This window comes from Arthrobacter sp. 10T44 (genome assembly GCF_056393885.1).
The window spans coordinates 134,499-159,199 of record NZ_JBFTGT010000004.1 but is presented as its reverse complement, the minus strand read 5'-3'; the positions used below and the strand labels follow the sequence as shown (position 1 = coordinate 159,199).

The window sequence follows — 24,701 nt, the reverse complement described above, 5'->3', positions numbered from 1 at the left end:
CCGGCGCGGAATCTCAGGGCCGAGGTGCGCAATGTTTGCATTCCAGTTAACCTGAACTAACTAATGTTCCCTGGTGCCAGTGGGCTGCGCGCAGCTCACGGCCGGGTTCCGGTTCCACATCAAGGAGGATGCATGGACGTCTTGGGTACTGTCGCACTGATCACCGGCGGCGCTTCCGGTCTGGGGGCCGCGACGGCCCGGCGGCTGTTCGATGCCGGCGCGTCCGTGGTGCTGGTGGACCTGCCGGCCTCGGCCGGGGACGCCTTAGCCGCCGAGCTCAACGCGTCTGCCGACGGCGGCGCTGCGGGCGGCGGTGCGCCGGTACCGGCGAACCGTGCCGTCTTTGTCCCGGCGGACGTCACCAGCGAGGAGCAGGTGCAGGCCGCCGTCGACGCCGCCGTCGCCCTTGGGCCGCTGCGGATCGTGGTGAACTGCGCCGGCATCGCCACCCCGGGCAAGGTGCTGGGCCGGGACGGTGTGCTGCCTCTGGAGACCTTCAGCCGGGTCATCCAGATCAACCTCATCGGCACCTTCAACGTCATCCGCCTGGCCGCCGCGGCGATGGCCGCCACCGAGCCAGTTGCAACCGAGCTGGGCGGCGAGGAGCGCGGCGTCATCATCAACACCGCCTCTGTCGCTGCGTTCGACGGACAGATCGGCCAGCCGGCCTACTCGGCTTCCAAGGGCGCCGTCGCCGCCATGACGCTGCCGATCGCCCGCGAACTGGCGCGCTCGCTGATCCGCGTCGTCACGATCGCGCCCGGCATCTTCGAAACCCCCATGATGGCCGGGCTGCCGCAGGAGGCGCAGGACTCGCTGGGTGCGCAGGTGCCGCACCCGTCCCGGCTCGGCCGGCCCGCCGAGTACGCGAACCTCGCCGCGCATATCGTGGACAACGCCATGCTTAACGGTGAGACCATCCGGCTCGACGGCGCCATCCGGATGGGACCGAAGTGACCCTCGACGTGGGCACTTCCGCTGCCGCGGACCCGGCAGTGTCCGGGCTGCCGACTGCCGATTTCTTTGACTTTGAGTCGATGCTGAGCGCTGCCGAACAGGCGAAACTGGCCGAACTCCGGGAGTTCCTGGCCCGCGAGGTGGCGCCGTTCGCCACCCAGTGGTGGAACGACGCCGAGTTCCCGGCGCATATCCTGCCCAAGCTGGCGGCGCTGGAGCTCAGCGCACCGGCCCAGCGCGGCTACAGCAACCTGTTCGCCGGCCTGGTCATCGCCGAGATGACCCGGGTGGACACCTCGCTGGCGACCTTCTTCCTGGTCCACCATGACCTGTTCGTGGAGTCGCTCTACGGCTTTGGTTCCGAGGAGCAGAAGGCCCGGCTGCTGAAGGACGCGGCCGATCTGCGCACCACCGGGGCCTTCGCACTGACCGAGCCGGACCACGGCTCCGACGTGGCCGGCGGGATGGAGACCACAGCGCGGCGCGTGTCCGGCGGGGACAGCGGCGACCACTGGGTGCTCAACGGTGCCAAGCGCTGGATCGGCAACGGGACGTTCTGCGACTACATGCTGGTCTGGGCCCGCGACGAGGCCGACGGCGGCATCCGCGGCTTCATTGTCGACGCCACGCTGCCCGGCGTGCGCCGGAGCAGGATCGAAAACAAGATCGCGCTGCGGACCGTGCAGAACGCCGACATCGTGTTCACCGACGTGCAGGTGGCCGAGGCCGACCGGTTCGCCGGGATCAACAGTTTCGAGGACACCAACGAGCTGCTGCGGGGTTCGCGGATCATGGTCGCCTGGCAGGGCGTGGGGCAACAGCTTGCCGCGTTCGACGTCGCCCGGCAGTACGCCGTCGAACGCCGCCAGTTCGGGCGGCCGCTGGCCAAGTTCCAGCTGGTCCAGCAGCAGCTGGTGACCATGCTCGGGAACGCGGTGGCCAGCATGGGCATGATGGTCCGGATTGCCCAGCTGCAGGATGCGGGCGCGGCCGACATGCCCCAGGTGGCGCTGGCGAAGTCCTATGTGAGCGCCCGGATGCGCGAAAGCGTGGCGATGGGCCGGTCCCTGCTGGGCGGCAACGGGATCGTCACCGACTACCGGATGGCGAAGATCTTCGCCGATGCCGAGGCGATCTATACCTATGAGGGCTCGTACGAGATCAACACCCTGATCGTGGGCCGCGCCGTGACCGGGGTGTCCGCGATCGTCTAGCCAGCCGGGCCCTGCTAGGCGAAGGGCTGCTTTTCGCCGGCCTCGATCCGGTAGTCCAGGCTGTTGTTCTTCACCGGCATGGGGCAGGTGCCGTACGGGGTGAAGGCGCTGGGGTAGTTGATGGCCCGGTTGAAGTCCAGGATCACGGTGTTGTCCGGCCGCGGCCGGGCCGTGGAGACCTTGCGCCATTCGTCCGTCGTGTCTCCATTGGTCTCGTCGTGGAACGTGACGGTGAGGGCGCCGAGTTTCTCCTCCTCGGCCTGCAGGTGGCACTCATGCTCCTGGCCGGGGAGCCGGAACACGAGCTCGCCGACGGAACGGTGCACGCCGTCCACCAGCGGGTTGGCGGTCCCGATGGGCACGTCCACCGGCTCGGGATAGGGCGTAAACCGCGCCTCGATGACCAGGTCCGGCCGGTAATCAAAGGTGGGTACGCCGTCGAACCCGGTGAACACCGGCGACTTCGAATCCCGGGTGCGCAGCGCGTATCTGTTGGCCCGCATGGCGAGCTCCACCCTGACCTGCCGGCCGTCCGTTCCGCCGAACTGGACCCACAGCAGCGACTCTTCATTGCTAAGCGCCGCGCTGATGGTCCCGTCCACGGGCTCGCCGGTCTCCACCAGGGTCAGCCCGTCGGCCGCGGCTGCGGTAAGGAACGCCGTCGTCCCGTCCGTGGACCAGAGGCCGGGGACGAGTTCGACGGCGGCCGGGCTCTCCGGCAGCCACTGGAAGGAGGTCAGGGTGAGCCAGCCGTAGTCACTGGCGAGGGCCTCGTTGCGGTTCTTGCGGAAGCGCTGCCAGCGGGCGAGTTGTGCGTCAGTGGGGGACGGGGCGGCGGTCAAAGGGCACCTCTGCGGGTATCAGCCCAACTAGCTCGCAGTTGTTGTCGTTCTGAGGGCTCAAAACGGCAACAACTGTCTGTCAGTTGGGGGTGGGCGGGTTGGTCAGGGCGGCCGCAACCAGTTGGGCCGCGGTGGTGCGGGCGGCGGCGGCAGCGGCGGGGTCGGCGTCGAGCACACCGCTGGCCAGGCCGCCGTCGAGGACGAGGGTCAGGCTGCGGGCCAACCCGTCCGGATCCTGGGCGCCGGCCTGCTCCGCCAGGTCCCGAATCCACGCCAGGATGTGCTGTTTGTGGGCGACCGTCCGTTCATGCACCCGGGTGCCGGAGGCCGACTCGGCCGCGGCGTTGATGAAGGCGCAGCCGCGGTAGCCGTCCCGGCGGCAGGCGGTGGAGAGTGCGTCGAACAGGCCCACGAGTTGATCCGCGGCGTCCGGCCCGGCGGCTTCGGCGGCGGCGTGCAGCTGCCCGGTCCAGACCCCGTCAACCTGTTCCAGATAGGCCAGGATCAGGTCATCCTTGGCCGGGAAGTACTTGTAGAAGGTGGCCTTCGCGACGCCGGATTCGGCGATGATCGTGTCGATGCCGGCCGCCCGGAGTCCCTGCGCGTAGAAGAGCCGGAAGGCCGTCGCCAGGATCTTGTCCTTGGCCTGCCCTGCCGGCGTCCGGACACTGCGCGGCCCGACGGCGGTTGGTGCGGTGGCTGCTGTCGGCGTCATAACTTCATGGTACACAGACCAGTCTGTCCGGGCGCGGTCCGGGGCCGTCTGACGGGCGGCCGGCGGAGCCAGCCGAGGCCGCTCCCAGGTCACAGTCCGCCGACGGGACGCTTGCCGTAGACAGTTCTGTCTGGTAGCGTCTCGCAGCGGTAGACGGACTTGTCTACCCTCAATGATCCGAAAATGTCCTACCGAATGAGGTCCCCATGAAAATTGCAGTATTCGGCACCGGCACGGTCGGTCCCGCCGTCGCAGGCGCCCTGGCAAAGCTCGGCCACGACGTCGTCATCGGAACCCGCGATCCGCAGGCCACGCTGGCCCGGACCGAGGCGGGACCGATGGGCGGCGTCCCGTTTGCCCAGTGGCACGCGGAGCACGGCGAAATTTCCCTGACCACCTTCGCCGAGGCCGCCGCCGGCAGCGAGATCGTTGTCAACGCCACCAACGGCACCGGTTCCCTCGATGCGCTGGCCGCCGCCGGCGCCGCCAACCTGGCGGGCAAGGTCATCGTCGACATCGCCAACCCGCTCGACTTCTCCCAGGGCTTCCCGCCGTCGCTGAACCCGGTGAACACCGACAGCCTCGGCGAGCAGATCCAGCGCGCCTTCCCGGACGCGCGGGTAGTCAAGACGCTCAACACGATGAACGCCGGGATCATGGTTGACCCGGCCAGCGTGGCCGGCGGTGACCACTCGGTGTTCGTCTCCGGCAACGACGCGGACGCCAAGACGGTGGTGGCGGGGCTGCTGGCGGACCTGGGCCACCGCGACATCATCGACCTGGGCGACATCACGACGGCCCGCGGGACGGAAATGCTCCTGCCGATCTGGCTGCGGCTCTGGGGTGCCTTCGGAAACGCGGACTTCAACTTCAAGATCGCCCGCTAAAACCGCCGGGCCCCGCCGGGTCCAGCCGAACTGGCTCGCAGTTGTTGCCGTTTTGAGCGCTGAAAACGGCAACAACTGCGAGTTAGTTGGGTGCGGCGGCCGTCGTCAAGGGTCCCGACACTATCTGAGACGGATTCCCCGCGTGAGCGTGAGCCGGGTAACATCCCATGGGTACAAGTAACCCGGCTCACAGTATCCAGCGCAGTGTACGAGCCAAGTCGAACCCTCGAAAGATTGTTTCCATGGCTGACACTGCATTGACTTCCGGTACGGACCTCGCCTCCGAACTGCGCGCCGACGTCCGCCGGGTGTCCACCCTCCTCGGCGAATCCCTGGTCCGCCAGCACGGCCCCGAGCTCCTCGACCTCGTCGAGCAGGTCCGGCTGCTGACCAAGGAATCGAAGGAGGCCGCCCGGGGCGGCGCCGATGCCACCGGGCCGTGGAGCTCGTACGACGTCGTCGCCCAGGTCCGCGAACTGCTCGGCTCGCTGCCGCTTGAGCAGGCAACCGACCTGGTCCGGGCCTTCGCGTTCTACTTCCACCTGGCCAACGCCGCCGAGCAGGTCCACCGGGTCCGCGGGTTGCGGAGCCGGCAGGAAAAGGACGGCTGGCTGGCCAAGGCCGTCGAGGAAATCGCCGAACAGGCCGGATCCGCCGTGCTGCAGGATGTCGTGGATGAACTCGACGTCCGGCCCATCTTCACCGCGCACCCCACCGAAGCATCCCGCCGTTCGGTGCTGGACAAGATCCGCCGGCTTTCCGACGTGCTGGCCGAATCCACCCGGGAGGGCACCTCGGCCCGCCGCCGCCAGGACCGCCAGCTGGCCGAGGTGATCGACCAGATGTGGCAGACCGACGAGCTCCGCCAGGTCCGGCCCACCCCTGTGGATGAGGCCCGGAACGCGATCTACTACCTCACCGGGATCCTCGGCGACGCCATGCCGGAGATGCTCTCGGACCTGTCCGAACTCCTCGGCGAGCACGGCGTCACCCTGCCCGTCACGAAGGCGCCGATCCGCTTCGGCTCCTGGATCGGCGGTGACCGGGACGGCAACCCCAACGTCACCGCCGGCGTCACCCGCGAAATCCTGCAGATCCAGAACCAGCACGCCGTCCGGATCAGCATCGGCCTGATCGACGGGCTCATCTCCATCCTGTCCAACTCGACCGCGCTGGCGGGGGCGGACCAGGCGCTGCTGGACTCGATCGACGTCGACCTGGGGAACCTGCCCGGACTGGACCGCCGCGTCCTGGAGCTCAACGCGCAGGAACCGTACCGGCTCAAGCTCACCTGCATCAAAGCCAAGCTGCTCAACACCGGCCGCCGGGTCGCCGCCGGCTCGGCCCACGAGCCCGGCCGCGACTACGCCGCCACCGCGGAGCTCCTGGCCGAACTGGGCCTGCTCGAGGTCTCGCTGCGGAACCACCACGCCGGCCTTGCCGCCGACGGTGCGCTGGCCCGCGTCCGGCGCGCGATCGCCTCCTTCGGGCTGCACCTCGCGACGCTGGACATCCGCGAACACGCCGACCACCACCACGACGCCGTCGGGCAGCTGATGGACCGCCTCGGCGGCCCCGGCGTGCGCTACGCCGAACTGAGCCGCGCCGAACGGCTCGAAGTGCTCGGCTCCGAGCTTGCCTCCCGCCGCCCGCTCTCCGGCCACCCGATTAAGCTCGACGGCGTCGCGGACGGCACGTACGACGTCTTCCGTGAGATCCGCCGCGCCCTGCGCACCTACGGCCCGGACGTGATCGAGACGTACATCATTTCCATGACCCGCGGCGCGGATGACGTCCTGGCCGCGGCCGTGCTGGCCCGCGAGGCCGGGCTGGTGAACCTTTTCGGCGAGGCGCCCTATGCCAAGATCGGCTTTGCCCCGCTGCTGGAAACCGTGGAGGAGCTGCGCGCCTCGGCCGAGATCGTGGACGCGCTGCTCTCGGATGCGTCCTACCGCGAGCTGGTCCGGCTGCGCGGCGACGTGCAGGAAATTATGCTCGGCTATTCGGACTCCAATAAGGAATCCGGCGTGATGACGAGCCAGTGGGAAATCCACAAGACACAGCGCAAGCTGCGCGACGTCGCGGCCAAGCACGGCGTCCGGGTGCGGCTCTTCCACGGCCGCGGCGGCTCGGTGGGCCGCGGCGGCGGCCCGACCTACGACGCGATCATGGCCCAGCCCAACGGCGTGCTCGAAGGCGAGATCAAGTTCACCGAGCAGGGCGAGGTCATCTCGGACAAGTACTCGCTGCCCGAGCTCGCGCGCGAGAACCTGGAGCTCTCCCTCGCCGCGGTGCTGCAGGGATCGGCGCTGCACCGTACCCCGCGCACCTCGGAGGACCAGCGCGAGCGTTACGGCCACGTCATGGAGACCATCTCCGATGCGGCATTTGCCCGCTACCGGACCCTGATTGACGATCCGGACCTGCCGGCCTACTTCATGGCCTCCACCCCGGTGGAGCAGCTGGGCTCGCTGAACATCGGTTCCCGCCCGTCCAAGCGCCCCGATTCCGGTGCGGGCCTCGAGGGGCTGCGGGCCATTCCGTGGGTCTTTGGCTGGACCCAGTCGCGGCAGATCGTGCCGGGCTGGTTCGGCGTCGGCTCCGGACTTAAGGCTGCGCGCGAGGCAGGCAACTCGGCCCAGCTCGTGGAGATGATGGACGGCTGGCACTTCTTCCGCTCGGTGCTCTCCAACGTCGAAATGACGCTCGCCAAGACGGACATGGACATTGCCGGCTACTACGTTTCGACCCTGGTGCCGGCCGAGCTGCACCACCTGTTCCACGCCATCCGCGCCGAATACGAGCTGACCGTGGCCGAGATCCAGAACCTGACGGGGGAGGACCTGCTGCTCGACGCGCAGCCCACGCTCAAGCGCTCGCTCGAGATCCGGGACCAGTATCTGGACCCGATCAGTTACCTGCAGGTGGAGCTGCTGCGCCGCGTCCGCGCCGAGGCCGCGGCAGGGGAGGGCACGCCCAACGCCGAGATCGACGAACGCCTCCAGCGGGCCATGCTGATCACCGTCAACGGCGTCGCGGCGGGCCTGCGCAACACCGGGTAGTCCGCGCCCCGGCTCCGGCTAGGGTTGTTCCATGCCGTCGTTCCAGACCAGACTCAAAATCACCGGACTCAAGCCGGGCACCCCGCCGGAAGCCGTGATGGCGGCTGCCGTGGAGGCGCTGGGAACGCGGCACCACGTGGAGTCCAACCAGCTGGAACTCGCCGGCGGGGTCCCGCAGCTGAACCTCCGCTTCCTGGTGGACGCCACGGCCTACGCCGCGGAGAACAGCCAGGCGCTGGAGTCGGCCGCCATGATGCGCGACGCCGTCGAACGCGTTGCGGTGACCGGGAACCTGACCGTGCTGCGGCGCAACAGGGGACGCTGGGCGCCGGTGTAGCCGCGCGGGGCCCAGCAGCGCGGACCCAGCAGCGCGGACCGTGGCGGGAGCGGAAGTGCCGGTCTAGAAGTCCAGCTCCGCGTCGGGGTCCGCCTCGGGGGAGCCGGGTTGCACCACGGGGGAGCGGTTGCCGCGGCGGCGGGTGACGACCACCCCGACGACGGCGCCGATCACCAGCCCAAGGCCCACTCCGATCAGCGAGCTCGCCCAGAACGGCAGCTTGGTGGCCGAACCTGTGATGTACCCCAGGCCCACCGACCAGACCGCCCACAGGCTGCCGCCCAGCGCCGCGCAGAAACTGAAACCGCGGGTGGACACGTTGGCGATCCCCGCCGCGGCCGTGGTGGCAAGTCGGCCGCCCGGGATGAAGCGGATGCCGATGATGGCCCCGTAGGTCGACGATCGTCCGGCCCGAGCGATGGCCAGGTGCACGCCGCTGTGGAACCTGCGGCCCCAGCTCCACCGGTCCAGCACGTGGCTGAGGCGGCGCTTGAAGAGCTGGAAGACCATGATGTCCCCCAGCCAGGAGGCCAGGGCGGCGAGAATTGCCACCAGGAAAACGTTGGCCCGGCCGTCGGCAGACAGGGCTCCGGCGGTGATGACCACCATCTCGGAGGGGACCGGCGGGAAGATGGCGTCGCCGAGGACCACGGGGATGATCCAGAAATAGATCGCGGCTCCCCAGGTGTCCGCATTGGCCAGGTCCATGGGCACAAGTTACCGCATATCCGGCGGGGATCAGTGGTTGGCGCTAGTGGGCTTCGGAAAGTTCGAGCCGGCTGCGGTACTCCACCGGGCTGCCCGAGATGGGGTCCACGAAGCGGATGCCGCGGGCCAGGAGCTGAAGCGGTTTGGCGTAGTCGTCCGGCGCCTTGTCCAGCAGCTCGGGATAGAACGCGTCGTTCACAATCCCGAGTCCCAGCGACGCCATGTGCACGCGGAGTTGGTGCGTCTTCCCCGAGTGCGGCTCCAGCCGGTAGAGCGCACGGCGCGGGGCGGCGGCGTCGGGTGCGTCAAAGGTGCGCAACCGCTCGATCCGGGTCTCGGCGTTGGGCACGCCCTCGATGACCTCGGCGAGCAGGTAGCTGCGGGACTTGGTCATCCTGTTGCGCACGACTACCGGGAAGTCGACGGCGGGGTGCCCCGGGGCGGGCTCCGCGGCGGACACGCACTCGTATTCCTTCTGAACCTGGCGCTTCTCGAAGAGCACCTGGTATTTCCCTCGGGTCTCAGGGTTGGTGGAGAGCAGCAGGATGCCGGCCGTCATGCGGTCCAGGCGGTGCATCGGGATCAGGTCCGGCAGCCGCAGCTGGTTCCGCAGGCGCACCAGGGCCGACTCCTGGATGTAGGTGCCGCCCGGGGTGGTGGGCAGAAAGTGCGGCTTGTCCACGACCAGGAGGTGCTCGTCCTGGTGCAGGATGTTCAGTTCCACCGGGATGCGGGTCTCGGGCGGCAGCGAGCGGTAGTACCAGATGAAGGTGTGGCGCTGCAGCGGGGTGGTGCGGTCCAGCGGTACGCCGGCCTCGCCCACGATTTCGCCGGCGTCGAAACGGTCCTCGATGCCCTGCGGGTCGATGTGCCCCCAGCGGTGCATCATGTAGTCCATGGCGGTGTCCCACGGCCCCTCGTCCGGCAGCCGCAGGCGGGTCGCGTTCACGCCGTCACGCACGGGCAGGGGGGATTGCATCACCGGTCCATTCTACTTTGCCCGCCCCGCCGCCCCGCTTGCCCGCCGTGCCCCGCCCGCCTAAGCCCCGCCCGCCGTTTCGACGGTTCCGTGCCCGCTCGATGTTTCCAAGCGCCGCATCGGCAGGGAACCGTCGAGACGGGGCCGACGACAAAAAAGTTCTTGACAAATAAAACTGTCGGTAATCAGACTTGGAGCATGTTGGATATCGAAGTGATCGAAGACCCGGCCGCGGCGGAGGCATCCTTGGATCCGATCCGGACCCGCATCCTGCGCGAGCTGGCCGAGCCGGGATCGGCAACACAGCTGGCCGCGAAAGTGGGCCTGCCGCGGCAGAAAGTGAATTACCACCTGAAAGCCCTCGAGCGGCATGGGCTGGTCGAACTCATCGAGGAGCGCAGGCGCGGCAACGTCACCGAACGCATCCTGCGGGCGACGGCGGCGTCGTACCTGATTTCGCCGGCGGCGCTTGCCTCCGTGGCCCCGGACCCGCACCGGTTCTCGGACCGCTTCTCTGCGGTCTGGCTGCTGGCGCTCGCGGCCCGCATGGTCCAGGAAATGGGCCAGCTGATCGCCGGGGCCACCGCGGCCAGGCAAAAAATCGCCACCTTCGCGATCGACGGCGAGGTCACTTTCCGGTCCGCGGCCGACCGGGCGGCCTTCGCCGAAGAGCTCGGCGTCGCGGTGACCCGGCTCGTGGACAAGTATCACGACGGCGGCAGCGGCGTCCCGGCGGACGCCTCGCCAGGGTCCCCGGCAGCCCGGCCGGCCGGACGCAGGCACCGGCTCGTCGTCGCACTCCATCCCTCGCTGAAGGCGACGGCACGCACAACAACCCACGCAACCCCGAAAGACGCAACCGGCCAAGCTAAGGAGCAGGACAATGACTGACAAGCGCGAATTCGAGATCGTTCACGACACCGAACTGCCCGGCACGCCCGAACAGGTGTGGGAGGCCGTCACCAAGGACACCCCCGCCTGGATGTTCCCCACGGACCAGTGGCCCGCGGTGCGTACCGTGGACGAGTACCCCTCGCATCTGGTCACCCGGATGGACGGCCCGGACGGCTGGTTCAACCAGCTGGAGCACGTGCTGGAACCGCTAGGCGGCGGCCGGGCGCGGCTCCACTACGTCCACAGCGGCATTTTTGCAGACAACTGGGATGAGCAGTACGACGGCGCCAGCAAACACACGGCCTTCTACCTCCACACCCTGGGCCAGTACCTGCAGCACTTCAACGGCCGGCCCGTCGTCTTCACGGACATCCAGGCGCCGGCCGCGTCCCAGGTCCCGGACGGCTTCGACCGGCTCAAGAAGGCCCTCGGCGTCGCCGGGTCGGCCCCCGGCGACGGGGTGGAGCTGGACGTCGACGGCGTCGGGCACCTGGCCGGCGAAGTGGACTTTGCCAACGAAAACTTCCTCGGCCTGCGGACCGCCGACGCGATGTACCGCTTCTTCGGCCGCAACAACTTCGGGGCGCCGGTGGGCATGACCGTGCACGACTTCAGTGGCAGCGGGGACACCGGGGCGACGTCGAACGCCTGGGCCGGATTCCTGGCGAAGGTCTATGCCTAGGTCTTCGCAACCAAGCCCCACTCGCCGTTTCGACGGTTCCGTGCCCGCTCGATGTTTCCAAGCGCCGGATCGGCAGGGAACCGTCGAAACGGGCCGGGGGCCGGGTCAGGCGATGGCCGCGGCGGGCTGGGCGGGGAGGTTCCGGCGCAGCTGCGGGGAGCGGTCCAGCCGGTCCTGGGCCGCGCGCAGGGCCAGCACCGCGGACTCCAGCTGCTCCGGCGGCAGGGTGAACGGCAGCCGCAGGTAGTACTCGAAGGCGCCGCCGACGCCGAACCTGGGTCCCGCCGCGAGGCGGATGCCGAAGTCCGGGGCGAGCACCGCCAGGGCGGTACTGACGGGCGCGGGAAGACGGCACCAGACCGACAATCCGCCAACGGGCCGCTCCGGCTCCCAGTCCGGAAGATGCCCGCGGATCAGGTCCAGCAGGCAATCCCGGTTTCCGCGCAGCGCGGCGAGCCGGGCGGGCAGCGGCTCGGCCAGGTCCTTGACCAGGTGCGCCGCGGCGAGCTGCTCCACCACCGGACCGCCCAGGTCCAGTGTGGTCCGCGCCGCGGCGAAGCGCTGGATCAGGGGCTCGCTGGCACGGATCCAGCCGGTGCGCAGCCCCGCCCAGTGCGACTTGCTGAGCGATCCCAGGGACACCACCGCCGGCCCGAACGCGGCCATCGGAGTGGAGCTGGCGCCGTCGAGGTTCAGCTCCCGCAGCGTCTCGTCCGCCACCAGCACGGTGCCTGACGCCACGGCGGCCGCTACCAGGCGGCGCCGCTGGGCGTCGGGCATGAGCCGGCCGGTGGGGTTGTGGAAGTCCGGCACCACGTAGGCCATCGACGGCCGCTGCTGCAGCAGCGCCGATTCCATCGCCTCCAGGTCCCAGCCTGCCTGGCCCCCGGCGCGGGCGTGCTCCGTGTGGGCGCCGCCGCCGTGGGCCGCGGGCATGGCCACCGTCACCGGGCGGCAGCCCGCGGCCCGGATCGCGTCGAGGGCATTCGGGTAGCTCGGATGTTCCACGAGCACCTTCCCGGACCGCCCGGCGAGGGTCCGGAGCACGATGTTCAGGGCGTGCTGCGCGCCGGAGGTGACCAGGATCTGCCCGGCGGTGGAGGGCACCCCGGCCGCCGTGTAGCGGGCCGCAATCGCCTCCCGGAGCGGACCCACGCCGAGCGCGTCGTACCCGAAGCCGGGCAGCAGCGCCGGCAGCTCCGTCAGTGCGGCGGCAAACGCCCGGTGCACCACTTCGCCGCTGGCTGGCAGCGAGGCGTAGGCCAGGTCGAGGATCCCGTCGGGAACCGCCAGCCCGGGGGGGCCGCTGAGCCGCAGGCCGCCGTCGTTCCCGCCGGGATGGGCCGGGCCGTGGCTCGGGATGCAGCTCCGGCTCCGGCTGCCCTGGCCGCTGCTGAGGAAGCCCTGCTCGCGCAGCAGGGCGTAGGCCGCAGTCACGGTGGTGCGGCTGATGCCGAGGATGGCTGCCAGCGACCGCTCGCTGGGCAGTGCCACATCGAGCGGGATCCGGCCGTCGAGAATGAGCAGGCGGACCACGTCGGCCAGCTCGCGGTAGGCGGGCGAGGCGCCGACGTTCCACTTACCCAGCAAGCGGGTGAGGGAACTCGGATTCAGGGAGCCGGACATAAAGCCAGTATTCCAAACTGGCTATGGATTACAAGGCCAGTTTTCCGGCAGGATGGTGGCCATGATGACGCGCAGACTCCTCCAGCTCCTGATCGGCCTAGCCCTGTACGGCGTTTCGCTCGCCATGGTCATCCGCGCCAGCCTGGGCACGGCGCCGTGGGACGTCTTCCACCAGGGACTCGCCGGCAGGACCGGGCTGAGTCTTGGCACCGTAGTAATCATCGTCAGTTTCCTGGTCCTGCTGCTGTGGATCCCGCTCCGGCAGTGGCCCGGGGTCGGCACCGTCAGCAACGCCGTGCTGGTGGGGGTCTTCGCCGACCTCGGGCTGGCGCTGATCCCCAAGTTCTCGCACCTGGGTGGCCAGGTCGCGCTCCTGATCGGGGCGGTGCTGCTCAACGGCGTGGCCTCCGCCCTGTACATCGGTGCCCGCCTGGGGCCCGGAGCGCGGGACGGCCTGATGACCGGACTTGCACGGCGCACCGGCTGGCCGGTGCGGGGCGCGCGGACCGGCATCGAGGTGGTGGTGCTGGGCGCCGGCTGGCTGCTGGGCGGCTCGGTCGGCGTGGGGACCGTGCTCTATGCGCTGGCCATCGGACCCCTGGTCCAGCTCCTGCTGCCGCGCTTCACCGTCCCCGAGCTGAAGTCCGCCGAGCTGAAGTCCCCCGGAGAGGTCCTGCCCGCTGCGGACGACCAGCCCGCAGCGGAAGCGGCCGTGGCCGGGGCCTCGACACCGGCCACCTAGATCCACGGACGGAGCCTGGCGGCCGCGCACCCGGCCGGCCGCGTCAGGCTCCGAGCAGGGGCTGGCAGCTGGGGCAGAAGTAGATGTCCCGTTCCTCGGTGCCGGTGGCCTTGGCCAGGACGCCGCGCCGGATGGGGGTGCCGCATTTGAGGCAGGGCTGGTGCTCCCGCCGGTACACCCAGTAGCCCGGCCGCCCCGCCGTCCGGCCGACCGGAACTCCGCGAGCGTTGAGCACCGTGACGCGGCGGCCCGGGCCGAGGTTGGCTGTCAGCAGGACCTTCGCGTCGGTGATCATCGCCGCCAGGTCCGGGACCGCCGAGACCGGCGACGCCGGGTGGACGCCGGACAGGAAACACGCCTCGCAGCGGTAGATGTTGCCGATGCCGGCCAGATTGCGCTGGTCCAGGAGCGCGACGCCGATCGGCACCTCGGGTGCCGCGAGCAGGCGGCGTTCGGCTTCCGCCATGTCCCAGTCCGGGCCGAGCAGATCCGGTCCGAGGTGGCCCACGACGCTGGCCTCCTCCGCCGTCGGGATGACCTCCAGCAGCCCGAGCGAAAATCCGACGGCGTCCGCCGACGCCGTGCGGAGCACACAGCGGGCGGTGAAACCGGGCTTGCGCCAGCGCCCGCCGGGGGGATAGACCTGCCAGTTCCCCTCCATCTTCAAGTGTGAGTGGATAGTGAGCCGGTCCTTCGGGGCCGGTCCCGTCACGCGCATCAGCAGGTGCTTGCCGCGGGGGACGACCTCCTGGACGGTCCAGCCGCCCAGCTTCAGCGTGGCGAAGCGCGGCACCCGGAAATCGGACGCCAGCAACTCCTTGCCGGCCAGCGCGGCGTGCAGCTGCGCCGCAGCGCGGAAAACGGAATCGCCCTCAGGCACGGATCCTCAGTCCCTTCGGGGTGGAGTAGGCGCCGGCTTGGGCCAGGGCGGCGGCAACGGGGGTGTCCAGGATGCCGTGGCCGTTGACCTTTTCCATGATGAGCTTGTCGACGGCGCCCCGGGTCACGACACCCACGAGGGCTGCGCCGGCGGCGGCCAGGACTTCGGCGTCGGTGCTGAACGCCAGCAGGGTCTTCCCGCCGCGTTCGACGTAGAGGACCAGGGCTCCGTCGACCAGCACCACCAGGGCACCTGCCTTCCGGCCCGGCCGGTGGCCGGTGCCTGCCTCCTCATTCACGGCCGGCCACGGCAGCGCGGCCCCGTACGGGTTCGCGGGGTCCGTGGCGGCGAGTGCCAGGGCGACCGGCTCGGTCTTGTTCAGCTGGGCGTCCTCGACGTAGGAGCGCAGCCGGTCCACGGTGGCCGGCACGGCGAACTGGGCTGCGCCGAGGTGCTCAATGAAGTAGCCGCGGCGGCAGCGCCCGGCTTCCTCGAGCCGGGCCAGCACCTTGTACATCAGGCCGAAGCCGCCCAGGATGTTCTCCGCCATGACCGATCCGCGGGTGACCACGCCGTACCGGTCGAGCAGGAGTTCGGCGGTGGCGCGGGCGTGGATGGTGGCGTCGAGTTCGGGGGCCGGGAGTGCGGACCAGCGCCCCGCAGCCAGGGGAGGCGTGGGGGCGGCGCCGCTGACGGAGCCGTAACGGCCGCCGGTAAGGCCCGGCGATCCGAGCAGGCCGGTCCCGTGGGCGCGTCCCAGCCGGCTGAGCCTGGGCGCACGGGCCCGCGGGGCGCGCCCGACCTGCCGGTGCGCGGTGTGCCCGCCCGCGATCAGCGCCCGGACCGGAGCGAACGTATCGCCGGTGATCCGGCCCGCCCAGGCCAAATCCCAGAGTGCGGACACGACGTCCTGGTCGCTGAGTACCGAATCCATCCCGCCGGCAATGTCGGTTAGCTGCCGGAAGAAGTAACCGCCGCCGTTGTTCCGCAGGTGGTCCAGGAGCCGCTGCTGCGCGTCGCCGGGTTCGAAGTCCAGGGCCGGGTTCAGGGTCAATTCGGCGGAATCGGCCAGGTGCAGGCTTACCCAGCCGTCGTTGCCGGGCAGTGAGCCGGCTCCGGACCAGAGGACCTCGCCGGCGGCCATGAGCTCGTCGAGCATGGCCGGCTGGTAGTTGGAGACGCGGCTGGCCAGGACCAGCGGTTCCCAGGCGGAAGCCGGAATCGGCACGCCGGAGAGCTGGTCGATGGCGGTGATGATGCCGTCCAGCCCGCGCAGCGCCGACTGCCCCCGGGTGCCGGGTGTCCGTACGTTTTGCCAGGCCGGGAGGAACCGCCCGTAGGCGGACATATCCACGGGCTCGACCTCGGCGCGCAGCGCGGCCAGGGAGCGGCGGCGGAGCTTGCGGAGCACCTCGGCGTCGCACCATTCGCTGGCGCTTGCCGAAGGCATAACGGTCGCCGGGGCCGCCGGGGCCGCCGGGGCAGCCGGTGCAGGCGCGTCCGCTGTCTCCTCGGCTGACCCGCTTTCCGGTGCCGTGACGTGGGGCCGGAACTCGCCCTCGACGGCGCGCCCATCCGCGGCCAGCCGCTTGAGCGCCGTGCCGACGACGGCGACGCCGAGTCCCAGCCGGGCGGCGGCCTCGGCGGCGGTAAAGGGCCCGTGAGTCCGGGCGTACCGCGAAACGAGGTCGCCCAACGGGTCCGCGACGGGTTCGATGAACGCCAGCGGCACGCCCATCGGCAATGGAACGCCGAGGGCATCGCGTAGCCTGGCGGCGTCCTCGACAGCGGCGAACCGCTCGGCGCCGCCGATGTTGACCTTGATCGCACGGTTGGCCCGCTGTAGCGCGGCCAGGTGCGCCGCGGCCTCGGGGCTGCCCGCCGCGATTTTGGCGGGCTCCGGCCCCGCATCGGGCACGCCGTCGACGGCGCCCTCTCCTGCTGCAGCGTCGGCAAGCTCCGTTCCGGACGCGGCCTTGGTTGCGGCGGGCTGGATCTCGGCCTCCAGCCGGGCGGCGACTTCGTCGGGGGTGAGCGGGCCCAGCAGCCGGAGCAGGTCGGCCACGCCCTCCAGCCCGCGCATTCGGCGGTCCGGCGCGAGGCGCTGGAGTTCAAGCTCGGTGGCCTCGATGACCTTCGCGTCGAGCAGTTCGCGCAGCTCCACCCGGCCCAGCAGTTCGTTGAGCAGGGTGGAATCCAGCGCCAGGGCGGCGGCCCGGCGCTCGGCCAGCGGCGAATCGCCCTCGTAGAGGAACTGCGCCACGTAGCCAAAGAGCAGGGACTTCGCGAACGGCGAGGGCTGCTGCGTGGTGGTCTGCAGGATCCGCAGTTCGCGCCGCTCGATCGAGGCGGCAATGTCCTTCAGGGCCGGAAGGTCGTAGACGTCCTGCAGGCATTCGCGCACGGTTTCGAGCACGATCGGAAAGGTCGGGTACTTCCGGGCGACGTCCAGCAGCTGGGCCGAGCGTTGCCGCTGCTGCCAGAGCGGCTGCCGCTTTCCGGGGGTCTGCCGGGGCAGCAACAGGGCGCGGGCGGCGCACTCCCGGAAACGGGAGGCAAACAGAGCGCTGCCGCCGACCTCTGCGGTGACAATCTGTTCCAGCTCCTCGGGCTCGAAGAGGAACAGTTCGGCGCCGGGCGGTTCGTCCTCCATCATCGGCACCCGCAGCACGATGCCGTCGTCGGCGGCCATCGCGGAGCCGTCCATCCCGTAGCGCTGTTGCAGCCGCTGGCCTACGGCGAGGGCCCACGGCGCGTGCACCGGCATGCCGAAGGGGCTGTGCAGCACCACCCGCCAGTCGCCGAGCTCGTCGTGGAAGCGCTCGACCACGAGGGTCGTGTCGCTGGGGACCACCTCGGTGGCGAGCTTCTGCTCGGCGAGGTACTGGATCAGGTTGTTGGCGGCGAAGTCGTCCAGGCCGGTGGCCTTGCAGCGCTCGGTGGCCGGGCCGACGTCGGACGCCGAAAGTTCGCGCATGAACGCGCCGAGGGCCCGGCCCAGGTCCACCGGCCGGCCGAGCGAGTCGCCCCGCCAGAACGGCAACTTGCCCGGCTGGCCGAAGGCGGGGGAGACAAGGACGCGGTCGTGTGTGATGTCTTCGATCTTCCAGCTGGTGGCGCCGAGGGCAAAGATGTCGCCGACGCGGGATTCGTAGACCATCTCCTCGTCGAGTTCACCCACCCGGCGGCCGCCCTTGGCCGTGGATGCCTGGCCCGCGGCCTTGCCGTCGCCGGTGCCGCCGGGGGAGCCGGTGCCCTCCACCTCCGTGCCGATGATGTACACCCCGAACATGCCGCGGTCCGGGATGGTGCCGCCGGAGGTCACGGCCAGCCGCTGCGAGCCGGGGCGTCCTTCGATGGTGCCGGCGTTGCGGTCCCAGACAATCCTGGGCCGCAGTTCGGCGAATTCGTCGGACGGATAGCGTCCGGCCAGCAGGTCCAGGGTGGCCTCGAACGCGGAGCGCGGGAGCGAGGCGAAAGGTGCGGAGCGGCGGACGGTGGCGAACCACTCCTCGACGTCGATCGCGCCGAGCGCGGTCGCGGCAACGGTCTGCTGGGCGAGGATGTCCAGCGGGTTGGCCGGGACGTAGAGCCGTTCGATCTTGCCGTCCAGCATGCGTTCCACGGTGATGGCCGTGTGGACAAGGTCCGCCCGGTGCTTGGGGAAGAGCACTCCCTGGGAGATCTCGCCGACCTGGTGGCCGGCCCGGCCCACCCGCTGCAGCCCGCTGGCCACCGAGGGCGGCGACTCGACCTGCACCACGAGGTCCACCGCGCCCATGTCGATGCCGAGTTCCAGCGAGGAGGTGGCCACGACGCAGCGCAGCCGGCCGGATTTCAGGTCGTCTTCAATCATGGCGCGCTGGTCCTTCGACACGGACCCGTGGTGTGCCCGGGCCAGGACCGGGTCGGCGCCCGCGGTGCTGCCGGCCTGGGCCATCATGTGCGCCGGCGTCGCGGTCGAGGCGGGCAGCGAACCGTCCGGCCCCGCCGCACCGCCGGCTGCCTCGTCCCAGCCGCCGCCTTCGGCCATCAGCTGGCGCTCGGCGTAGATCTCGTTGAGCCGGGCGGTGAGCCGTTCCGCGAGCCGGCGGGAGTTCGCGAACACGATGGTGGACTGGTTGGCCAGCACCAGGTCCACGATCTTCTCCTCGACGTGCGGCCAGATCGACGCGTGCGGCTGCAGCCCGGACGCCGGCCCCGAGTCGAAGGCCCCGGCGGCGCCCTGGAGATCGGACATGTCCTCGACCGGGACGGAGACGGTCAGGTCCCAGGTCTTCTTGGACGGCGGCGCGACGATCTCGACCGGTGCGGAGCCCGCCAGGAACTGCGCCACGAGTTCCTTCGGTTCCACCGTCGCGGAGAGCCCGATCCGCTGGGCCGGTTTGGGCAGCAGCGCGTCGAGGCGTTCCAGCGAGACGGCCAGGTGCGCGCCGCGCTTGGTGCCGGCCACGGCGTGGACCTCATCCACGATGATGGTGTCCACCTCGTCAAGGGTCTCGCGCGCCTTGGAGGTGAGCATCAGGAAGAGTGACTCGGGGGTGGTGATCAGGATGTCCGGCGGGTGGCTGAGCAGCGAGCGTCGGTCCGCCGCCGTCGTGTCCCCGGAGCGGACCCCCACCGTGATCAGCGGCGCGGGCAGGCCGAGGCGCTTGGCGGTCTGGGTGATGCCGATCAGCGGCGCGCGCAGGTTGCGTTCGACGTCGACGCCCAGCGCCTTGAGCGGGGAAATATACAGCACACGGGTTTTCCGCTTCGGAGCCTTCCGCCGCCCCTTGGCGGCCGCGGCATCCAGCCCGGGCAGTCCGGGAAGTTCCTCGGGGGCCGGCGGTGCGGAGACCAGCAGCCGGTCCAGTGCCCAGAGGAACGCCGCGAGGGTCTTGCCGGAGCCGGTCGGCGCCACCACCAGGGCGTGGGCTCCTGAGGAAATGGCATTCCAGGCGCCGTTCTGCGCCGGCGTGGGCGCGGAGAAAGCGCCCAGGAACCACTCCCGGGTCGGCCGGCTGAACCGGTCCATGGCCTCGGCCGCAAGTGTGCCGCCGGCGAGCTCCTGCCCCTTCATTCCTCCATCATGCCTTAAGGCACCGACACTATTTTGCGGCGCGATTTGGCGGTGGGGTCCGTTGATGGGGTCCGGCGGTGCCCTGGGGCGGACGCTACATCGCGGTGAAGGCCGAGACGGTCAGGAGCTTGATCGCCGACTCGCGGCAGGCGTCCTTGGGTGCGGCGATGAACAGCGACGCCGTGTCTTCCGGCGGGTACACCCGGAAGCCGGCAGCCGGGGTGTGGGTGCAGCTGGGGTAGTTGCCGGCCTGCGTGTAGCGCAGGGTGGCTTTTCCGGACTTGCCCGGGGCGAGCAGCACGTCGGCAACGGGCGCCGAGTCGTCGCGTGTCGCCGCGGCACCGATGGGGGCGCCGCTGGCGCCGGCGGTGAGCGATACTCCGGCGAAGCCCTTCAACAGGCACGGCTCAGCGCCGGAGTTCTTCAGGATCAGCTGCATATAGACGCTTCCGGCCGCGCCCCCGCCCCGGGCGTCGAGGGACCCCTTGAGGTTGGCGGCCTTGCAGAGGGCAGGACCGGTCGCGGTGGATGTGGTGGCAGTTGCGGGCGATGCCGTAGCAGTTCCGCCGGACGCGGTCGTGGCAGGGCTGGCGGAAGCCGTCTCGCTGGCGGAGGCCGACGGCGACGTGGCGGTCGTGGCGCCCTGGGACTGGCTTTGGGGCTGGCTTTGGCCGCAGCCGCTGAGCAGCAGCGCAACCGCGGCGGCCGCCGTCACGGAAGTAATTACCAGTTTGTTCTTCATCTGCTGAGGCCTCATGGCACAACTTTGATGTTCCACGGTTGCCTTAGTCAACGACGCCACGACGAAGGGCCCGGATTGATGCCCGGATTGTGATTTCCGGGCATCAACCGGGGGTGCGTTACTTCGCGGGTGCTGGCTTGCGGCTGCGGAGCAGGGCGAGGCCGCCCAGGACCAGGCCACCGACGCCGGCGACGAGGCCCGCCCAGCTTCTGGCCTGGCCGCCGTCGTCGTTTGTCGCGGCCGCGCGGGCCGCGGGGGAGGACCCCGCCGGCTCGGCGCCGTGTGCGTCATGCCCGTCCGCCTCCGTGGCGGCTGCCGGCGCCGTCACCGTCAGCGACGGCGCCGGGGACTTCAGCGCATGGGCGTCCTGGCCCGCTGCCGGGACCTGCGACCAGTCCACCCGGCCGACTTCGCAGCTCTGCAGGGTCGGGAAATAGAGGGTCTTTCCGGCAGCATCCGGCAGCTTCACCGACAGCACCAGCGCGTCGCGGAGCTCCGGGCTCAGCGGCGCCTTGGCGGTGTAGACGATCTGGCTGGTGCGCTTGGTGATCGATGAGCCGTCGGCCAGCTTCTTCGGCGCCGCCAGCTTTTCGGTGACCTTGGCCGCCGTCCAGTTGGGGTTCACGGTGGGCTGGGCGTCGTCGAGCTCCGGCGGCAGGGTGATGGCCACCTTGGTGGTGGCGGATTCCGCGCAGCCGTGCGGGATGGCGAAGGTCAGCAGGGCATAGGAGTTAGCGGTGGTCTTGTCCGGGGAGACGCCGACGTGGGCCGAGGCGCCGCTGATGCCGGCGAGCATCAGGGCGGCGGTGGCTCCGGCGGTTGCGGTGCCGGAGAGGGTGCGGCGGAGGGCGGTGTGTCGCTGTGTGGTGGTCAAAACAGGTGCCTTTCAGGCGTGCGCGCGGCACTCAGTGCGGCACTCAATGCGGCGCGCGGAAACGGGGGAGGCGCGGGGCAGCTGCCCGCCGTGCCGGGGGCACGGAGACTTTGCGGGGCAGGAACGGCCGCAGCCGGAAGGAAAGTTAGGAGGAAAAGACGACGACGGCGGGCGGCCCGCGGCGGCAATCGCGCCGGAGGTTGCGCCACGGCAGCGGGACGGCGCCGACGGACCGGCGCGGCAGGACGCGCGTGAGGGCCGGACGCGGCAAGACCGCCGCGGGGAGCTGGACGAGCGGGCGGAGCCACGCGGCGAGTGACCAGAGCGCATCCTCGCCCTTGGCCAGGATCAGGGCGCAGGCAACGGTTGCCAGGGCGTGGCCGGCGAGCATGGACAGGGCCAAGGCGGAGTCCAGCTCGTGGAGCCGGAGGTGGTCCGCCGGGACCGGAATCGTGGCCAGGCCCGCGTGGTGCGCCGGCGCGGCAATTCCGCCGATTACGGTGCCGGACGCTGGCCCTGACCCTGTCCAGCCGGCCGGCGTGCTGAACGCGGCGAAAGCCTCATGCAGCACCACCTGCCCCGCGCCGAGCAGGCCGGTCATCGCGGGCAGGTTGAGCTTCAGCCTGGTGGCCGTGGTGGAAACCAGTCCGGTGAGGGCCAGGAAAGCGAACAGGATGGCGGGGGCGGGAAGCTGGCCTCCGGCGACAACGTGCGCTGCGGCGGCGAGCGTCACGATCGTCGTGGCGACGATGGCCGAGCGCAACGCGTGGAAGGGTGCTCTGGCGGCGGTGCGCATGGAACACTCCCTTCACCGGCGGCGGTCATGGTTGCTCCCGCGGGCGTCCTGCCGGCAGCGGGTTGTCCCTTGATTCTAGCGGCGATTTCTACAGGGCTACGAAAAAGGACTGTCTGCTACGAAGCGGACACCCCGGTCCGGGGACCGGGGTGTCGTTGTCATGACTTCCGGCGGGTGCGGCGGGACTCAGTTGCCGACGGCGGCTGCCGACGCTTCTGCGGCCCCGGCGAGCCGGATCCAGGTTTCCACCACGGTGTCGGGGTTCAGCGACACGGAGTCGATGCCTTCCTCGACCAGCCATTCGGCGAAGTCCGGGTGGTCGCTCGGGCCCTGCCCGCAGATGCCCACGTATTTTCCGCGCGCCTTGCACGCCTTGATGGCCATGCTCAGGAGCTTCTTGACGGCAGGGTTGCGCTCGTCGAAGCTGCCGGCGACGATCGAGGAATCCCGGTCCAGGCCCAGCGTCAGCTGCGTCATGTCATTGGAGCCGATGGAGAAGCCGTCGAAGTAGTCCAGGAACTCGTCCGCGAGCAGCGCGTTGGACGGAAGTTCGCACATCATGATGACCTCGAGGCCGTTTTCGCCGCGGCGCAGCCCGTTTTCCGCGAGTAGGTCGATGACGCCGCCGGCTTCGTCCAGGGTGCGCACGAACGGGATCATCAGCTTGACGTTGGTCAGGCCCATCTCGTTCCGCACGAAGGACAGGGCCTCGCACTCCAGGTCGAAGCAGTCCCGGAAGGATGGTTCCAGGTACCGCGAAGCGCCACGGAAGCCGATCATCGGGTTCTCTTCGTGCGGCTCGTAAGCGGGCCCGCCGAGCAGGTTGGCGTACTCGTTGGACTTGAAGTCGGACATCCGCACAATCACCGACTCCGGCGCGAAGGCAGCGGCGATGGTTGCCACGCCCTCGGCCAGGCGCTTGATGTAGTAATCGCGCGGACTGTCATAGGCGGCAATGCGTTCCCGGATCTCGGCGAGCACGTCCGCGGGCTGATCGTCCATGTTCAGCAGCGCCTTCGGGTGGATGCCGATCTGCCGGTTGATGATGAATTCCAGCCGGGCCAAGCCCACGCCGTGGTTGGGGAGCTGGGCGAACGTAAAGGCCTGCTCGGGGGTGCCGACGTTCATCATGACCTTCACCGGCGCCTCGGGCAGCTGGGTGATTTCGGTTTCCTCGACGCTGAAGTCCAGGATCCCTTCGTAGATCAGGCCGGTCTCGCCGTCGGCGCAGGAGACCGTCACGTCGAGGCCGTCGGAGAGGACGTCGGTGGCGTCCCCGGTGCCGACGACGGCGGGAATCCCCAGCTCCCGGGCGATGATGGCCGCGTGGCAGGTGCGTCCGCCACGGTTGGTCACGATCGCGGAGGCGCGCTTCATGATCGGTTCCCAGTCCGGGTCGGTCATGTCCGCGACCAGGACGTCGCCGGTCTTGAACGCGGCCATCTGGTCGATCGCGGTGAGGATCCGGACGCTGCCGGCGCCGATCCGCTGGCCGATGGCGCGGCCCTCCACCAGGACCCGGCCGGAGTCGTTCAGGCGGAAGCGGCTCAGGCTGCCGGAGGCCCTGCGGGACTGCACGGTTTCCGGGCGCGCCTGCAGGATGTACAGGCCGCCGTCGAGCCCGTCCTTGCCCCATTCGATGTCCATCGGGCGTCCGTAATGGTTTTCGATGGCGACGGCGTGCCGGGCGAGCTGCTCGACGTCGTCGTCGGTCAGGCTGAAGCGGTTCCGCAGGGACGCCTCGACCGGGACGAAGTCGATGGTGTGGCCAATTTCGCGGTTGCTGGTGTACGACATCTGGAGCGCTTTTTCGCCGAGTCCGCGCTTGAGGATGGCCGGGCGGCCTGCCGCCAGGGCGGGCTTGTAGACGTAGAACTCGTCCGGGTTGACTGCGCCCTGGACTACGGCCTCGCCGAGGCCGTAGGAGGAGGTGACGAAGACGGCGTCCTTGAAGCCGGATTCGGTGTCCATGGTGAACATGACGCCGGATGCGCCGACGTCGGAGCGGACCATGCGCTGGACGCCTGCGGAGAGTGCCACCTCGGCGTGCTCGAACTTGTGGTGCACGCGGTAGGCGATGGCCCGGTCGTTGTAGAGGGATGCGAAAACGTCCTTGATGGCGGTCAGGATGTTCTCGATGCCGCGAACGTTCAGGAAGGTTTCCTGCTGCCCGGCGAAGGAGGCGTCAGGAAGGTCCTCGGCCGTCGCGCTGGAGCGGACAGCCCACGAGAGGTCCTCGGAGCCGCCGTGCTTGTCCACCAGTTTCTGGTAGGAGTCGCGGATCTGCGCTTCGAAGTGCGGCAGGAAGGGCGTCTCGCGCATCAGGGTGCGGATCTCCTGGCCCGCTGCGGCAAGGGCCGTCACGTCGTCGGTATCCAGGCCCACCAGCCGATCGGCAATCTTCTGGTCCAGTCCGGAGTCGGCCAGGAAGCTGCGGTAGGCGTCCGCTGTCGTGGCGAAGCCGTCAGGAACCTGGACGCCGGCAGAGGTGAGGTTCTGCACCATCTCGCCGAGGGAGGCGTTCTTGCCGCCTACCCTGTCCAGGTCCTTGAGTCCGAGTTCTGAGAACCACAGGATGTCCGTCGTCATGGTTGCTGCTCCTTTGCAGATGATGCCTTAATGCCGCCTGCGTGGGCGGCCGCCGTTTGCTGGGCGCAAGTCCTGTCCACAGTGACAGGTCGGCGCCGGTGATTCCACACGAT

19 protein-coding genes are annotated in these 24,701 nt (G+C 69.8%); 8 read left to right on the top strand and 11 right to left on the bottom strand.

Annotation, left to right across the window (positions count from 1 at the left end; translation table 11 throughout):
- Nucleotides 1-132 precede the first annotated feature (132 nt).
- A complete protein-coding gene (locus AC1DBL_RS08665; RefSeq protein WP_441418968.1) occupies nucleotides 133-957 on the top strand; it encodes an SDR family NAD(P)-dependent oxidoreductase in 825 nt (274 codons plus the stop codon).
- Nucleotides 958-1,037: 80 nt separating this feature from the next.
- Nucleotides 1,038-2,171 (top strand): acyl-CoA dehydrogenase family protein, encoded by a 1,134-nt coding sequence (locus tag AC1DBL_RS08660; protein WP_441419057.1) that lies wholly within the window; start codon nucleotides 1,038-1,040, stop codon nucleotides 2,169-2,171.
- A 14-nt stretch (nucleotides 2,172-2,185) separates the two neighbouring features.
- On the opposite strand, the gene AC1DBL_RS08655 is transcribed toward AC1DBL_RS08660, so the two are convergent.
- On the bottom strand, nucleotides 2,186-3,013 hold the full coding sequence (locus AC1DBL_RS08655) for a DUF1684 domain-containing protein (protein ID WP_441418969.1): 828 nt from the start codon (nucleotides 3,011-3,013) through the stop codon (nucleotides 2,186-2,188).
- Nucleotides 3,014-3,092: 79 nt separating this feature from the next.
- Entirely contained in the window at nucleotides 3,093-3,728 is a 636-nt protein-coding gene (locus AC1DBL_RS08650; RefSeq protein WP_441418970.1) for a TetR/AcrR family transcriptional regulator, read from the bottom strand.
- A gap of 206 nt (nucleotides 3,729-3,934) precedes the next feature.
- Between AC1DBL_RS08650 and AC1DBL_RS08645 the strand changes: the two genes are divergently transcribed.
- From AC1DBL_RS08645 to AC1DBL_RS08635, 3 genes are all read left to right on the top strand, one after another.
- On the top strand, nucleotides 3,935-4,615 hold the full coding sequence (locus tag AC1DBL_RS08645) for an NADPH-dependent F420 reductase (RefSeq protein ID WP_441418971.1): 681 nt from the start codon (nucleotides 3,935-3,937) through the stop codon (nucleotides 4,613-4,615).
- A 242-nt stretch (nucleotides 4,616-4,857) separates the two neighbouring features.
- The gene (ppc, locus tag AC1DBL_RS08640) at nucleotides 4,858-7,677 is read left to right on the top strand and encodes a phosphoenolpyruvate carboxylase (RefSeq protein ID WP_476917678.1); all 2,820 of its coding nucleotides are present in this window, start codon (nucleotides 4,858-4,860) and stop codon (nucleotides 7,675-7,677) included.
- Nucleotides 7,678-7,708: 31 nt separating this feature from the next.
- Nucleotides 7,709-8,014: a hypothetical protein gene (locus AC1DBL_RS08635; protein WP_476917679.1), complete on the top strand. Its 306-nt coding sequence runs from the start codon at nucleotides 7,709-7,711 to the stop codon at nucleotides 8,012-8,014.
- 63 nt (nucleotides 8,015-8,077) lie between these two features.
- Here the strand turns inward: AC1DBL_RS08635 and AC1DBL_RS08630 are convergent, their stop codons facing one another.
- Nucleotides 8,078-8,722 (bottom strand): DedA family protein, encoded by a 645-nt coding sequence (locus AC1DBL_RS08630; protein ID WP_441418973.1) that lies wholly within the window; start codon nucleotides 8,720-8,722, stop codon nucleotides 8,078-8,080.
- Nucleotides 8,723-8,765: 43 nt separating this feature from the next.
- Nucleotides 8,766-9,701 (bottom strand): RluA family pseudouridine synthase, encoded by a 936-nt coding sequence (locus tag AC1DBL_RS08625; protein ID WP_476893031.1) that lies wholly within the window; start codon nucleotides 9,699-9,701, stop codon nucleotides 8,766-8,768.
- 198 nt (nucleotides 9,702-9,899) lie between these two features.
- Between AC1DBL_RS08625 and AC1DBL_RS08620 the strand changes: the two genes are divergently transcribed.
- On the top strand, nucleotides 9,900-10,592 hold the full coding sequence (locus tag AC1DBL_RS08620) for an ArsR/SmtB family transcription factor (RefSeq protein WP_476925942.1): 693 nt from the start codon (nucleotides 9,900-9,902) through the stop codon (nucleotides 10,590-10,592).
- Nucleotides 10,585-11,277 carry an SRPBCC family protein gene (locus AC1DBL_RS08615; RefSeq protein WP_476925941.1) on the top strand — a complete coding sequence of 231 codons (693 nt, stop codon included), beginning with the start codon at nucleotides 10,585-10,587 and terminating at the stop codon, nucleotides 11,275-11,277. Before AC1DBL_RS08620 ends, AC1DBL_RS08615 begins: the two co-directional genes overlap by 8 nt.
- A gap of 105 nt (nucleotides 11,278-11,382) precedes the next feature.
- Here the strand turns inward: AC1DBL_RS08615 and yczR are convergent, their stop codons facing one another.
- Nucleotides 11,383-12,903, bottom strand: a complete 1,521-nt coding sequence (gene yczR / locus AC1DBL_RS08610; RefSeq protein ID WP_476925940.1) for a MocR-like transcription factor YczR — start codon at nucleotides 12,901-12,903, stop codon at nucleotides 11,383-11,385.
- A 61-nt stretch (nucleotides 12,904-12,964) separates the two neighbouring features.
- Between yczR and yczE the strand changes: the two genes are divergently transcribed.
- Nucleotides 12,965-13,645, top strand: coding sequence for a membrane protein YczE (yczE, locus tag AC1DBL_RS08605; RefSeq protein ID WP_441418977.1), 681 nt, complete (start codon nucleotides 12,965-12,967; stop codon nucleotides 13,643-13,645).
- Nucleotides 13,646-13,688: 43 nt separating this feature from the next.
- Here yczE and AC1DBL_RS08600 read toward each other — a convergent pair whose 3' ends face one another.
- The 6 genes from AC1DBL_RS08600 to ppsA form a co-directional block, all read right to left on the bottom strand.
- Complete coding sequence (locus AC1DBL_RS08600; RefSeq protein ID WP_441418978.1) at nucleotides 13,689-14,525, bottom strand: DNA-formamidopyrimidine glycosylase family protein; 837 nt, start codon at nucleotides 14,523-14,525, stop codon at nucleotides 13,689-13,691.
- Nucleotides 14,518-19,587, bottom strand: coding sequence for an Lhr family helicase (locus AC1DBL_RS08595; RefSeq protein ID WP_476925939.1), 5,070 nt, complete (start codon nucleotides 19,585-19,587; stop codon nucleotides 14,518-14,520). The genes AC1DBL_RS08600 and AC1DBL_RS08595 overlap by 8 nt, the downstream gene beginning before the upstream one ends.
- 94 nt (nucleotides 19,588-19,681) lie before the next feature.
- Nucleotides 19,682-20,344, bottom strand: a complete 663-nt coding sequence (locus AC1DBL_RS08590) for a DUF4232 domain-containing protein (RefSeq protein WP_476892839.1) — start codon at nucleotides 20,342-20,344, stop codon at nucleotides 19,682-19,684.
- 103 nt (nucleotides 20,345-20,447) lie between these two features.
- Nucleotides 20,448-21,125 (bottom strand): YcnI family copper-binding membrane protein, encoded by a 678-nt coding sequence (locus AC1DBL_RS08585; RefSeq protein WP_476926057.1) that lies wholly within the window; start codon nucleotides 21,123-21,125, stop codon nucleotides 20,448-20,450.
- Nucleotides 21,126-21,348: 223 nt separating this feature from the next.
- Entirely contained in the window at nucleotides 21,349-21,999 is a 651-nt protein-coding gene (locus tag AC1DBL_RS08580) for a hypothetical protein (protein ID WP_476892838.1), read from the bottom strand.
- Nucleotides 22,000-22,185: 186 nt separating this feature from the next.
- Nucleotides 22,186-24,588: a phosphoenolpyruvate synthase gene (ppsA, locus tag AC1DBL_RS08575; RefSeq protein ID WP_476925938.1), complete on the bottom strand. Its 2,403-nt coding sequence runs from the start codon at nucleotides 24,586-24,588 to the stop codon at nucleotides 22,186-22,188.
- Nucleotides 24,589-24,701: the final 113 nt, after the last annotated feature.